Raw genomic sequence first — 13,632 nt, 5'->3', positions numbered from 1 at the left:
TATGGCAAACGACGACATCACCTGGGTTCGACCAGAACACCGGGCGGCTTCTGCTGCCTGGCGGAAATACAGGGACTTTTGCAAAGGGGCTGAGGCAGTAAAAGCGGCGGGTAATAAATATCTGCCGTATCTCGACCCAACCGATAAATCCACACGCAATCGCAAGCGCAATGAGGACTATCTGAGCCGCGCGGTGTTCTATGCGATTGCCGGTAATACGAAGATCGGCATGCTGGGGATGGCGTATAGAAAGGATCCCACTTTTAACGGCCCGGAGAAGATGAAATACCTGTTGGACAATGCTGACGGGGCCGGTACCAGCATCTATCAGCAGTCACAGCTGGTGGCGGAGAACGTGCTGGAGGTTGCGCGAGAGGGCATTTACGTCGATTACGCTGAAGAATCCGACGAAGCAATCATCCTCCGCTACCCGGCAGAGAACATCATCAACTGGCGAACAAAGCGTATCAACGGGCGCGATCAACTGGTGCTGGTGGTCCTGCGCGAATGCGTAGAAGAGCCGGATGGTTACGCTTACAAGGATGAAATCCAGTACCGCGAGCTCGCGCTGGAAGAAGGGAGGTTCATATGCCGCGTATGGCGCCGGGCTGGTGGCACAGCAAGCGGAACCTACACCGTTGACAGTGAGTACCACCCTAAGCCGAAAGGAAAGGACTTCTGGGACGAAATCCCTTTCACCTTTGTCGGTGCTCAGAACAACGATCCCACTATCGATGATTCACCGTTGGCTGCGCTGGTGGAGATAAACCACGGTCATTACCGAAACAGCGCTGACTATGAGGATAGCGTGTGGTTCTGTGGCCAGGTGCAGCCTTATATGACTGGGCTTGATACCAACTGGCGCGATCACCTTGAGAAGACCGGGGTGAAAATTGGTTCCCGTTCACCACTGATGCTTCCCAGAGATGGGTCGTTTGGTTATGCCCAGGCACAGCCGAACATGCTGGCTAAAGAGGCCATGGACAGCAAGCGCGATTACATGGTGCAGCTGGGCGCCCGACTGATTGAGCAGAACGCCACGGCGAAGACGGCAACCCAGGCGAGTGGTGAGCAGACATCATCAACATCGGTGCTCGGTATCTGCGTTTCAAACGTTTCTGAGGCCTATACGCTGGCGCTGGGATGGTGTGCGAAATACCTCGGCATCAAGGGAGAATCGACGAGCTACACCATCAATCAGGAATTCATCGCGAAGGTTGCTGAGTCGGGCATGGTGACGGCAATCGTCAACGCCTGGCAGTCCGGTGCGCTGCGCGACAGCGATATGATTCGAGCACTGCAGAAGCTTGACCTTATCGACCCGGCAGACAGCCCGGACGAAGTGATTGATGCACTTCGCAACCAAGCCCCCACATTGACCGGTGGCTGATATGGCAACAGTAAACGAAAGCTTGCGCGATGAATCAATCGCACATTCCATCTGGTTAAGCCGCTACGCCACCGGCGTGGCAAACCGGATGGTGAAGTTGCTTAACGAGACGGATGCTGACCTGTCGGCACGTCTACTGGATGCGCTGGACAGATTGCCTCCTGAGAGCTTCACCGTTAGCCGTCTGCAGAGTTTACTGGGCAGCGTGCGTGAGCTTAACCATCAGGCCGTAGCCACCATGCAGGCAGGGCTCGAGAGCGAGCTGGTGGCGCTTGCAAAGAACGAAGCCAGTTATCAGCTGAGCCTGTTCGATTCCCTTCTGCCATCACAGGTCCTGTCTCACTATCCTCTGCAGGGCATCACCGCCGATATGGTGTATGCCGCAGCAATGGCGCAGCCCTTTCAGGGGAGGCTGCTGAGTGAGTGGGCGGAGAATCTGGAATCGGACAGGGTGGCGCGGATAGTGAACGCCGTCCGCAGGGGGTATCTTGCCGGCGACACGGTAGAAACAATCGCGCGCAGTGTTCGCGGCCACGCCAATAAAAATTATCGCGACGGCGCGCTGCAGATGAGCAGGGCAAACGCTGCCAGCATCGCTAAAACAGCCGTGAATCATCTGGCTGCCACAGCACGCAACAGCTTCACCAGCGCCAACAGCGATATCGTAAAAGGTAAACAGTGGCTATCTACGCTGGACAATAAAACCAGCCACGACTGCATTATTCGTGACCTGTTGCGTTACACCCTGGATAACAAACCGGTCGGGCATAAGGTGTCTTACCTGCAGGGACCCGGGAAAATTCATTTTTGCTGTCGTTCTACCGAAACCCTGATCCTCAAGTCGTGGCGCGAACTTGGCATCGATATCGATGAGATGGACGAGGGGACTCGAGCTAGCATGGATGGACAGGTACCGGGGAAAACTTCGTATCTGGAATGGCTCGCGCGCCAGCCAGCACAACGCCAGGATCAGGTTCTGGGTGCCGAGCGTGGCCGTTTGTTCCGCGCGGGTGAAATCAACCTGGCTGATATGTTTACTGACAAAGGCGAATGGATATCCCTGGAACGTCTTAAGCAGCTCTCAGGCACAGACAACTAACAACCACATCTTACTTCACGCCCTGGTATCCGCCGGGGCTTTTTTATGGGCGAGGCCCGACAAAATCCCGAGGGGAAAATATGTTAATTCGAAACATGCTTCTGAAATTCTATGCACCAGAAAGCGGCGGAGAGGGCAGCGGTGGCGGTGGTATCGAAATCACCCCTGAAATCCAGAAGCTTATTGATGAGCGTGTGACCAGCGAAGTCACTGGCTTGAAATCAAAAAACTCAGAACTGCTGGGCACCATCAAGCAACAAAAAGAAAACCTGTCTCGCTTTGATGGTATCGATCCTGATGCAGTACGCGGGATCCTCCAGCGTTTTTCCGACGACGAAGAGGCAAAGCTGATTGCCGCAGGAAAAATCGATGAGGTGCTCGATAAGCGCACCGAACGTCTGCGTGCTGACGTTGATAAGCAGATTAAAGCCGCAAATGAACGCGCGGACAAAGCCGAAGCGTTCTCCAACAAATTCCGGGATCGAGTTCTGGGGGATGCAATCCGTGCAGCAGCGTCCAAAGCTGGCGCGCTACCGGAAGCATCTGACGATTTGATTCTGCGTGCCAAAGGCACATTCCAGCTCAACGACGAAGGCGAGGCCGTAGCAGTTGATGCAAATGGCGATGTTCTGTTCGGTAAAGACGGTAAAACCCCACTAAGCCCGCTTGAGTGGGCGGAGTCTCTTAAGGAGACGGCTCCGCATCTGTTCCCACGCGCAGAAGGCACCGGCGCTGGCGGACATAAACCAAACGGCGGTGGCAGCCTGAAACGTTCCGAAATGAGCGCCAGCGACAAAGCGGACTATATCCGCAAGCATGGCCAGCAGGCCTTCCTCAAACTTCCGAAATAAGGGATTAACCCATGTCTACCACTGTTAATAGTGACCTGATCATTTATGACGATCTGGCGCAGACCGCTTTCCTCGAGCGCCGTCAGGACAACCTGGCAATTTTCAACGCGTCCTCCAACGGAGCGATCCTCCTGGATAACGAGCTGATTGAAGGCGACTTCCGCAAGCGTGCCTTCTACAAGGTTGGCGGCTCAATCGAATCGCGTGACGTTAACTCCACCGAAAAGGTGACGGGTAAGAAAATTGGTGCCGGTGAAGCCGTATCCGTCAAAGCGCCGTGGAAATACGGTCCATACGAAACCACGGAAGAGGCCTTTAAACGCCGTGGCCGCTCCGTTGATGAGTTCTCCGAAGTGATCGGCGTTGATGTCGCAGATGCCACGCTGGAAGGCTACGTGAAATACGGCCTGAAAGCGCTGACTGCGGCGATTGGTGCTAACGCCGACATGGTCGTCACCGCCGATATTGAGACCGACGGTAAAAAGACCCTGACGCGCGGCCTGCGCAAATACGGGGACAAGTTTAACCGCGTGGTCCTGTTCGTGATGCACTCTGCCACCTACTTCGACATCGTGGATGAGGCGATTGCCAACAAAATCTACGAAGAAGCGGGCGTGGTGGTTTACGGCGGGCAGCCAGGCACGCTGGGTAAACCTGTGCTGGTGACCGACACCATGGACGCTGATGCGATCCTTGGGCTGGTAGCTGGTGCGGTTACCGTCACCGAGTCTCAGGCGCCGGGCTTCCGTTCCTACGATATCAACGATCAGGAAAACCTTGCGGTTGGCTATCGTGCTGAAGGCGTGGTGAACGTTGATCTGCTGGGCTACAGCTGGGATACCGCCAAAGGTGATAACCCTGACCTGACCGCCATCGGCACTGCGGGCAACTGGAAGAAACACTTCACCAGCAACAAATCAACGGCAGGCGTGCTGATTAAACTGGGATCCGCTGTGGGGGAGTAACGCTGTCAGCGGATAAAACCTCCGCAACTGCTGACAGCACAGACGCGGTAACTGTTTCTCTGAAGTACACGCTGAATGGCTCCGGTGTATCCGGTAAAACCGTCGCGTGGACGTCCTCAGGTGGCACGCTTAGCACGGCCAGTTCTCAAACAGGCTCTGCTGGTGGGGCGACGGTCAAGCTTACCTCCGATACGGCTGGTACTTTCACGGTCACTGGTACTGTTGATGGTATTGCTAAATCGAGTGAGGAAATCACCTTCACCGCACCTGCTGCAGGCTAACCGATGGGGCGTAAGCCCCATTCAACGGATGCTCAGATGATTAATACTGATATCACCGCCGCTGACGTTAACAGTTACGCCAGCGAAGATGAACTGGCGTCATTTGCCGCGCTGAGAGGGATTGAGCTGCCTGAAAAGCTCGCGCCGTTACTGATTAAGGGGATGGACTATCTGGAAGGGCTAGATTGGGTAGGTTCCAAAGCAGACCCTCGACAGCCACTGGCATGGCCACGCGTGAATGTCGTTCTGGATGGACACGACTTCCCTCCCGACCAGGTGCCGCGGCAGGTTATCACCGCACAATGTATGCTGGCTATCGAGGCAATTGATGGCGATTTGCTTTCAAGCGTTCGTGAGGCCGCGGTTAAAACCGAACGTGTCGAAGGTGCCGTAACCATGACCTATGCGGTTGCCGATGGTGAGGTGTTCACACCATCCTACCCGGCGGTAATGGCTATTCTCGGCGACTTGGCTGGTGGGCGTGGATATGCAATCAATGCTTTCGCGGAGCGCGCGTAATGGCCATCAACTATCAGCGAATGCAGGCGACAACGACTCGTATGCTCAAGCAGAACGGCATTGCATACAACGTCACGCGTAAGGGCACGTTAATCGTCATCGGTGGTGTGGAGCATCGTTCCGATGATATCCAGTTCACCGCCACAGGAGTGAAGACGGATTACGCGCCAGCCGAAATTGATGGAACCGTCATTGAAAACGGCGATATTCGGATTGTCTTCACCGCTGAGAAGGAAATTAAAACCGGCGATCTGATCGTCGTGGACGGCGTAAGCTACCGCGTAGTTAAACCTAACCCCGTGAAACCGGGTGCGGTAGTGCTCTGCTACAAATCTCAGTTGAGGACATAGCATGAGCGATAATAAGGCGTTTACGGCTGCCATCAACGCGTTCGTGGACAAAGCCAAAGCGAATCAGGAAGCGGTCGTACGTGCTGTCGGCATTCGGATTCTTAATCAACTGGTGATGATGTCACCTGTCGGCAACCCCGAGCTCTGGGGCATCAACCAGACGGCAGCTTCTTACAATCAGGCGGTATACGACCATAACGAAGCGCAAAAATCGGACCCTGCAAACCTGACTAAAACCGGACGACTTAAGAAGAAGGCTCGACTGGTGGATGGGATGGATATCAAAGCGCCGCCCGGATATACGGGTGGACGGTTTCGGGGCAACTGGCAGGTGTCTTTTGATGCACCGACCACAGATGAAACGGGCCGTGTCGATAAAACCGGAAATCTGACAAAAGCCGCCGGCAATTACACACTGTCGCTGTTCAAAGTCGGGATGAAGGATATTTATTTCTGCAACAACGTCCCTTACGCGTATCGACTGGAGATGGGGCACTCTTCCCAGGCTCCGGGAGGGATGGTACGCATTACTGCTGCTGAGTTTCAGCGATTTTTTGAGGAAGCAGTAAGGGAGGTGACTAAATGATTCCCGATATCGCGGCGGCGCTGGCCGCCAGGCTCGGCGAGTGGGCTGATGCTGAAGGTATCCCGGTTGCCTGGGAAAACGTGCCTTTTACACCGCCGTCTGATGGGCTCTATCTTGCAGTCCATGACATGCCCGCCACGCCGCGTACGCTGGACCTTGGATTGCGCTGCCGCATTTATTCAGGTGTTTACCAGATTAACGTTGTTGCCCCAGCCGGCACAGGCCGTACCGATGTTGTGGCTCTGGCTGACCGCGTGGCTGAATTGTTCCCCGAAGGGCAGGAGATTGAAGGCATGGGTTTTACATGCTGGATAGATCAAACGCCTGGTGTTTTCCGCGGTATCACTACATCTGTCTCTTATACCGTTCCCGTTAGTCTCAATTATCGAGCTGATATCTCCAGCTAATGCTTGCAACCTTCTAAACCTGACCGGCTCTTTGCCGGTTTTCCCGTTTCTAAAGGAGTAACCAATATGGGCTTTGCATTGCCTAACGGCGCTCACGTCTATCTGGCATCGGGTTATGGCCCAGCCATTACTTTCACCGGGGCGACGAACGCCGAAAATATGGTGATCACCGTGAGTGAAGCGGACGCACTCAAGGTGGGTGATATTGTTCATGTGAACTGCAACTGGTCCGGTGTTGATAACGTCATTGCAAAAATTGATGCGATTGCAGAAAGCGCCGTAACCCTTCGCAATATCAATACCACCAACAAGAACAAATATGCCGCTGGTGGCGGTGCCGGTTCGATCCGAAAGGTGCTTGAATGGACCGAGCTGCCGCAAATAACTGAGGTGTCGAAATCTGGTGGCGATCAGAACACCACGCAGATTCAGTTCCTCAGCGATGATCGCCAGCGCAACCTGAATACCTATAAATCCGCAGTCTCCCAGACCTACTCGATCGCGCATGACTCCTCTCTCCCTGTATATCCGCTTCTTCGCCAGTTGGATGAAGACGAAGAGACGGTTGCGGCTTACATGTACGTGCCGAAGGCGAAGGAAAACCGTTACTGGGCGGCCACGGCGTCCTTTGACGATACGCCAACTACTGCAGTTAACGAGGTAGAGACAGTGAGTGTGGTGCTGAACCTGCAGTCACCGGCGATGACGTTCTACAAGGCGACTGACGCTGCCGCCTGACCCGTCAGAGTTTTCACCATTCCATGCCTCCCATCACGGAGGCTTTTTTTCGTTAAGAGGTATCGATGGCGACCAAATTCACCCTTCAGCCCAAACCTACATTCAAGGCCAATGTCTCGATTCCCCGCGCTGGCGATGAGGATGGCGTGCTGACGTTCACGTTCAACCACAAGCCACTTAAAGAACTGGCTGATCTCGAAAAACTCGAAGGTAAAACCGCCACTGATTTTCTGATGGAAATTATTTCTGGCTGGGCGCTCCCCGATGCATTCAACGCGGAGAATCTGTCGGTGCTGCTGGAAAATTATCCGGCTGCAATGAAGGCTATCCCTGAAACCTACTATCGCGAACTGATGGGGCAGCGCGAAAAAAACTGATAGCGGTTGCCTCTGCATTCTATACGCCTGAACCCACAGCGGCAGACCTGGCACCCTATGGGCTTACGCCGGATGACTACGACGATCAATTAATCGACGTCTGGCCAGATGTTTGGCCGTCATTCCTGGTGTTTCAGGCTGTCAGTACGCAGTGGCGCACGGGCATGGGAGGCGCATCAGGGCTTGATTACAACGTGCTGCCCTGGGTAATGCGTCTGCACAACGTCGACGACGAGGCAACCGCGCTTTCGGACATCCGGGTGATGGAAAGTGCTGCGCTAAAAATTATGCATAAAGAGAGGGCGTAATGAGTAACGATATCGCCACGATTTCCCTGCGTGTAAATACCAGTGAGCTGGAGCGCGGTAATCAGGCACTTGATCGCTTTCAGGAGACCGCGTCCGCCGCGGCAGGTAAAGCGGATGACCTTAACAGTACGTTCCGCACCGGTATCGATAACCAAAAGAAAAATAGCGAAAGCCTGAAGCAACAGCGCCAGGAGCTGCAGAACCTGCTGAATAAAATCAGCCCGGTAAACAAGGCGCTGGATGAACTGGACACTATCCAGGAGAGCCTGGCGAAATTTCGCGGTAAAGGGCTGGTGGGAGACGAGGATTTTTCTCGTTACAACAGCGTGCTTGAGACGACGCGTGCAAAACTGGCACAGGTAATGGAGTCTGAAACCGCAGAGGGGCGGGCTCGCATTGAGCAGGCTCAGGCAGCGCAGCGTGCAGCTGCAGCGGGCAAAACCTTTATCGATTCGCTGGAAGAGCAGGTCACAGCAATCGGAAAAACGCGCGTAGAATTGTTAGAGCTAAAAGCAGCCCAACTTGGCGTGTCCGATCGTGCTGCACCGATGATCGCCCGATTGAAAGAGCAGGAGGAAGCGTGGAAGTCAGGAGCGATCAGCGCGGGGCAATACCGCAACGCGATGCGTTATCTACCGATGCAAATGACCGATATCGTGACTTCATTGGCGTCCGGTATGCCGGTTTATATGGTAGCCATTCAGCAGGGCGGCCAGCTGCGCGATTCGTTTGGCGGTGTAGGCAATGCTCTCAAAGCAATGTTGTCGATGGTGACTCCTGCCCGAGTGGCCATTGGTGGCCTGGCCGGTGCCGTTCTGATTGCGGCAAAAACGGGGTCGGACTACTTCACCGCCTACGACGAAATCAACAAGGCCATTATCAGGACTGGCAACATTGCCGGCACGTCAGCGCTCCAGATCATGGCTTCCTCCCAGTCTATTGCTGCCTCTACTGGCGCTACTGTAGGAACCGTTCAGAGTCTGATGACTGAACTGATTAGCATGGGTTCGCTCACACAGCAGCAGCTCGAAAAAGCGGCGGGCTCTACGGCACTTGCAGTTCAAACCGGTATTGTGTCGGCGCAGGACATCACCAAGGCATATCAGGATATTGAAAAGGATCCGGTTAAAGCCCTTCAGAGTCTAAACGAACAATACAACTTCCTGACTGTTTCGCAGCTTAAGCACATTGATGAGCTGGTGAAGCAGAAGGACCAGACTGCTGCAGTTACACAGGCCATGGATTTGTTTGGCGACACAATGGCTGAGCGCGGAGAGCAGGCTTATGACTCGCTGACACCGTTTGGTCGCCTGTGGCTGGATATCAAAGGCTGGGCGTCTGAGGCCATGCAGAGTATCGGTCAGTGGGTAGCTGAGCTGGCATCAAACACTCTGAAGGAATTCAACGCAATTTATTACAGCGTAGCGATCGTTTTCCAGAAGCTGAACCAGATCATTTCATCCTCTATCGCTGCCGCGATTAACCTCGTTCCCGACTGGGCGAAAACAGATACTTTGCAGGGATGGCAGGACTACAACGAACAAATGGCCGGCGCTTATGGCGACAGCGTCTCTCAGCTGAAAAAAGACTGGGATGCCGCTGATATCAGTGCAGGTAAATACCTCGATACGACCAGAAAGATAAGTACCGCAACCACCCAGAAGGATCGTGAAGGAGTCGCTTCTTTTGGTAAAAAGACGCAAACCGGAAAGCAGGGCACTTTATCGGCTGGCGATCGCAGCACGGATGCTGCCCAGGCCGAGCTGCTGGCGCTTCAGGCACAGTTACGCGCGCTGCAGCAGCATAAAGGGCTGAACGACACTATCAGCCAACAGCGCAAAGACCTTTGGACTACGGAAGCGAAATTTCAGGTGCTGGAAGAGGCCTCCCGATCTCGCTCTCTGACAAAGCAGGAGCAATCTCTGCTCGCGAGTAAAGACCTGGTGCTACAGTTAGCGCGGCAGAAAGCCCTGTTGGGTGATCAGATTTCCGCTCAGGAACTGCTGAACAAGCGCATGGATACCTCGCAGAAATACGTCACGCAGATGGCTGAGAAACAGGCCGCATTACTGGGTGGCGCGGGGATGAGTGACCGCCAGGCGCAGCGAGAGCTGGCAAAAAGTCAGCTCGCCGCCGGCTGGAAAAATACTGGTGGTTCGCTGGATGAAGAGGGATACCAGAAACAGCTTAAGGCAGCTAACGATTACTATGATGCTGAGGATCAGCTACGCGGTGACTGGCTGACCGGCGCGAAAAAGGGCTGGGCTGAATTTGAGGACAGCGCGACCAATGTTTGCTCGCAGGTGCAGACGATTACTAGCAATGCCTTCACCGGGATGGCCAGCACCCTGACTGATTTCTTCACCACAGGTAAATCTAACTTCTCAGATTTCCTTTCCACTTTCCTCAAGGGCATCGCCCAGATGCTGACGCAACTGGCTTTGGTTAATGGAATGAAGTCAGCGTTTGGTGGAACCGGTATCGGCGCGTTCTTTGGTTTTTCAGGTGGTGGATTGGTGCCGCGATTCGATAGCGGTGGCTACACCGGTGATGGTGGTAAGTACCAACCGAAAGGCGTAGTTCATGGTGGTGAGTTTGTATTTACGAAGGAAGCGACCAGTGCACTTGGTGTTGGCAATCTCTATGCGCTTATGCGTGGAGCTCAGGGGTATGCAAACGGCGGCTATGTTGGCCATGCCCCGATGTATGGGTTGCAATCTTCGGTAACTGGCGGCGTTACCGTTCAAACGTCCGTGGTCGTTCATAACCAGAATACTCAGCAGCAGGCATCTGGTAACAACGATGCTATTTCTCGCGCTTACAAACAGACCATTGAACAATCTGTTCGTGCTGGAATTGCTAAGGAGTTGCAACCCGGAAGGTTGATTTGGAACGCTATGAAAAGCCGTAGATAAACTGATAGCAGTCCCTTGTTTGAGCCTGCTATCACAAGATTAATTATTTACGGGGCAGATACTTATGGGTTGTATATGTCCCACCCTTGTGTGAGGAGCCTTTCCCGTTGGTGTAATGACCACGAGAACCTTTTGCATAAGTGATCGAGGGCGCCACAAGCGCTAAAGAAAGAGCTGCGATTAGTAGTGTTTTCATGAGAACTCGCTGTGTAGTGAAATTGTGTAATAGCCATTCAAATATACGTAATGAATCGACAATTGGAGATGAAATTTCTTTCAGCGACTAATCGAATTATACCCGCTTCGGCGGGTTTTTTTATACCTGGAGGAAAAGTGACGATCGAAACATTTACCTGGCGAACCCAGATTCAGGCGGGAATGGAAGGGGACTTCACTTACGCAACACGCTCTGCATCTTTCGGAGACGGCTTTGAACAGATCGCCGGTGAAGGCATCAACCCTGAAAAACAGTCATGGCCGATGACCTTAACGGGAAAAAAAGCTGAGATGCTCGATGCGCTGAGTTTTTGCCGCAAGCACATCACAAAATCCTTTATCTGGACGTCTCCTGTTGGCGAAACCGGTTTATACCGGATTGAAGCTGATTCCATTAAAGCCCAGCCGCTATCCAGCAAAGTGATAACCATAAAAGCAACCTTCAAACAGGCATACACACCATGATTACTGAAGATTATCAACGCCTCGAACCGGGTGAAAAAATACGTCTTCTTGAGGTAGACGGTTCTGCGTTTGGTCTGGACGACGTTCTGCGCTTTCACGCTTATAACCTCCCGCATACTGAAGAAGAGATTGCGGCTGCTGGTGGCGACGAATCAAAGTTAAAGGCGAAGAGTATCTGGTGGCAGGGCGAAGAGTATGGTGCCTGGCCATATAAGCTCGAGGGACTGGAAGTTTCAACCGATGGCAGTAGCGCCCAGCCTACGCTCACCGTTGCCAACATTGACAGCTCTATCACTGCACTCTGTCTGGCCTATGACGATATGCTGCAGGCCAAAGTTACGATTCATGACACTTTTGCGCATTACCTGGATGAGCGCAATTTCCCGGATGGAAATCCAACAGCAGATCCCTTGCAGGTGAGAAAGCGGGTTTTCTATATCGACGGTAAAAATAGCGAGCTTCCCGGTGAAAGTATCGAGTTTGTTCTTACCAGCCCGATGGATCTGCAGGGGTTAATGATCCCGACCAGGCAGCTGCATTCCCTTTGCACATGGTGCATCCGGAATAGGTACCGCACCGGCGATGGGTGCGATTATGCCGGCACGCTTTACTTCGACAGAAACAACAATCCGGTAAGCGATCCCTCATTGGATCAATGCAACGGCACGCTCACCGCCTGCAAGCTTCGGTTTGGTGAACACAATGAACTTCCTTTCGGTGGTTTTCCGGGAACATCTTTGATCAGGAGCTAATATGCGTCAGAAAACAATTCAGGCCATCCTGGCGCATGCTGCGAAAGAATATCCCCGCGAATGCTGTGGTGTGATAGCGCAGAAAAGCCGGGTGGAACGCTATTTCCCATGCCGTAATCTGGCTGCTGAACCAACGGAACAGTTTCACCTTTCACCAGAGGATTACGCCGCTGCTGAAGACTGGGGGACGATAACGGGAATCGTACATAGTCACCCTGACGCGACGACCCAACCAAGCGAACTGGACAAGGCTCAATGCGATGCAACGTTGCTGCCCTGGCATATTGTCAGTTGGCCTGAAGGAGACTTTCGTACCATTACTCCCCGAGGTGAATTGCCGTTGCTCGGGCGCCCGTTTGTGCTCGGACACTACGACTGTTGGGGGCTGGTGATGAGCTATTTCCGGCAGGAGCATGATGTCGAACTTCAGGATTACCGTGTTGATTATCCGTGGTGGGAGGACTCCTATCCGGATAATTTCTATCAGGATTGCTGGTACGAATGTGGGTTCCGAGAATTCAGTGGATCACCAATGCCGGGCGATTTGATCATCATGCAGGTGGAATCGAATAAGTGGAACCATTCAGGGATCTTGCTGGAGGGGAACATGCTTCTCCATCATCTTTATGGTCACCTCAGTCAACGTGTGCCATATGGAGGTTACTGGATGGAGAGAACCATGAAAATTGTCAGGCATAAAAGCCTAATCATGCAGGAGGGATAATGTGCGAATCCGTCCGTACCATTCGCCTGTACGGTGTTCTAGGTAGTACGTTTGGCCGCGAATTCCAACTTTCGGTAGCCTCACCAAAAGAAGCCATCCGCGCATTGTGCGTTATCGTGCCAGGCTTCGAGCGTTTTTTGAATACCAGTAAGCAGCGCGGGCTTACTTACGCTGTATTCAGTGGAAAGCGTAACCTGAACGATGATGAACTCTCTATGGATCAGAGTACCGCTGATATCCGTATCGCGCCGGTTATCCTCGGGAGTAAACGTGGTGGAATATTCCAGACCATCTTAGGCGTGGCTTTGGTCGCAGTTGGTGCTGTGGCGTCATACTTTGGCGGTGGTGCTGTTGGCGTTCCTCTAATGCAATTTGGCGCTGCGATGGCCCTTGGCGGTGTCGTTCAAATGCTTTCTCCACAGACAACCGGACTTGCCAGCAAGCAATCGGCAGACAACAAGGCTAGTTATGCCTTTGGTGGAGTAACCAATACGACAGCCCAGGGTAATCCTGTGCCGCTCCTTTACGGCAAACGCCGCATCGGTGGAGCGATCATCTCCGCCGGTATCTATGTTGAAGATCAGCAGTAAGCATGCTGTAATGGGCTTACTTAATATGGGGTAACTTGAGCTTAGATTCAAAAATGAAAAAAATACCTACTCTTTTCCTTTGTACTTCCTTATTTTCAG

General features: G+C 53.2%; 17 protein-coding genes. All 17 read left to right on the top strand.

Annotated elements, in window-relative coordinates:
• Position 1: 1 nt before the first annotated feature.
• Entirely contained in the window at positions 2–1,390 is a 1,389-nt protein-coding gene (locus tag AC0TOY_RS10790) for a DUF4055 domain-containing protein (protein WP_473721818.1), read from the top strand.
• Between the two features lies 1 nt (position 1,391).
• A complete protein-coding gene (locus AC0TOY_RS10785; protein ID WP_473721817.1) occupies positions 1,392–2,489 on the top strand; it encodes a phage minor head protein in 1,098 nt (365 codons plus the stop codon).
• 80 nt (positions 2,490–2,569) lie between these two features.
• A complete protein-coding gene (locus tag AC0TOY_RS10780) occupies positions 2,570–3,340 on the top strand; it encodes a hypothetical protein (RefSeq protein WP_024907199.1) in 771 nt (256 codons plus the stop codon).
• 11 nt (positions 3,341–3,351) lie between these two features.
• Positions 3,352–4,305 carry a major capsid protein gene (locus AC0TOY_RS10775; RefSeq protein ID WP_320737059.1) on the top strand — a complete coding sequence of 318 codons (954 nt, stop codon included), beginning with the start codon at positions 3,352–3,354 and terminating at the stop codon, positions 4,303–4,305.
• The gene (locus AC0TOY_RS10770; protein WP_473721905.1) at positions 4,287–4,586 is read left to right on the top strand and encodes an Ig-like domain-containing protein; all 300 of its coding nucleotides are present in this window, start codon (positions 4,287–4,289) and stop codon (positions 4,584–4,586) included. The genes AC0TOY_RS10775 and AC0TOY_RS10770 overlap by 19 nt, the downstream gene beginning before the upstream one ends.
• 36 nt (positions 4,587–4,622) lie before the next feature.
• Positions 4,623–5,105 carry a DnaT-like ssDNA-binding protein gene (locus AC0TOY_RS10765; protein WP_070531243.1) on the top strand — a complete coding sequence of 161 codons (483 nt, stop codon included), beginning with the start codon at positions 4,623–4,625 and terminating at the stop codon, positions 5,103–5,105.
• The gene (locus tag AC0TOY_RS10760; protein ID WP_473721816.1) at positions 5,105–5,455 is read left to right on the top strand and encodes a hypothetical protein; all 351 of its coding nucleotides are present in this window, start codon (positions 5,105–5,107) and stop codon (positions 5,453–5,455) included. The genes AC0TOY_RS10765 and AC0TOY_RS10760 overlap by 1 nt, the downstream gene beginning before the upstream one ends.
• Before the next feature lies 1 nt (position 5,456).
• Positions 5,457–6,041 carry a hypothetical protein gene (locus AC0TOY_RS10755; RefSeq protein WP_070531238.1) on the top strand — a complete coding sequence of 195 codons (585 nt, stop codon included), beginning with the start codon at positions 5,457–5,459 and terminating at the stop codon, positions 6,039–6,041.
• Positions 6,038–6,448: a DUF4128 domain-containing protein gene (locus AC0TOY_RS10750; protein ID WP_227879200.1), complete on the top strand. Its 411-nt coding sequence runs from the start codon at positions 6,038–6,040 to the stop codon at positions 6,446–6,448. Before AC0TOY_RS10755 ends, AC0TOY_RS10750 begins: the two co-directional genes overlap by 4 nt.
• A gap of 66 nt (positions 6,449–6,514) precedes the next feature.
• A complete protein-coding gene (locus AC0TOY_RS10745; protein WP_096150918.1) occupies positions 6,515–7,186 on the top strand; it encodes a phage tail protein in 672 nt (223 codons plus the stop codon).
• A gap of 65 nt (positions 7,187–7,251) precedes the next feature.
• Positions 7,252–7,563, top strand: coding sequence for a phage tail assembly chaperone (locus AC0TOY_RS10740; protein ID WP_023344275.1), 312 nt, complete (start codon positions 7,252–7,254; stop codon positions 7,561–7,563).
• Positions 7,560–7,871, top strand: coding sequence for a DUF1799 domain-containing protein (locus AC0TOY_RS10735; RefSeq protein WP_227879273.1), 312 nt, complete (start codon positions 7,560–7,562; stop codon positions 7,869–7,871). The genes AC0TOY_RS10740 and AC0TOY_RS10735 overlap by 4 nt, the downstream gene beginning before the upstream one ends.
• Positions 7,871–10,786: a phage tail tape measure protein gene (locus tag AC0TOY_RS10730; protein ID WP_473721815.1), complete on the top strand. Its 2,916-nt coding sequence runs from the start codon at positions 7,871–7,873 to the stop codon at positions 10,784–10,786. Before AC0TOY_RS10735 ends, AC0TOY_RS10730 begins: the two co-directional genes overlap by 1 nt.
• A gap of 333 nt (positions 10,787–11,119) precedes the next feature.
• The gene (locus tag AC0TOY_RS10725) at positions 11,120–11,467 is read left to right on the top strand and encodes a phage tail protein (protein WP_473721814.1); all 348 of its coding nucleotides are present in this window, start codon (positions 11,120–11,122) and stop codon (positions 11,465–11,467) included.
• Positions 11,464–12,219: a phage minor tail protein L gene (locus tag AC0TOY_RS10720; RefSeq protein WP_473721813.1), complete on the top strand. Its 756-nt coding sequence runs from the start codon at positions 11,464–11,466 to the stop codon at positions 12,217–12,219. The genes AC0TOY_RS10725 and AC0TOY_RS10720 overlap by 4 nt, the downstream gene beginning before the upstream one ends.
• A 1-nt stretch (position 12,220) precedes the next feature.
• Positions 12,221–12,943: a C40 family peptidase gene (locus AC0TOY_RS10715; protein WP_088205518.1), complete on the top strand. Its 723-nt coding sequence runs from the start codon at positions 12,221–12,223 to the stop codon at positions 12,941–12,943.
• Complete coding sequence (locus AC0TOY_RS10710; protein ID WP_473721812.1) at positions 12,943–13,533, top strand: tail assembly protein; 591 nt, start codon at positions 12,943–12,945, stop codon at positions 13,531–13,533. The genes AC0TOY_RS10715 and AC0TOY_RS10710 overlap by 1 nt, the downstream gene beginning before the upstream one ends.
• The last annotated feature ends 99 nt before the right edge of the window (positions 13,534–13,632 follow it).

The organism is Enterobacter sp. PL_is379, assembly GCF_055817355.1.
Note: the sequence above shows the minus strand (reverse complement) of the source record. Positions and strands in the feature narration are given on the sequence as shown.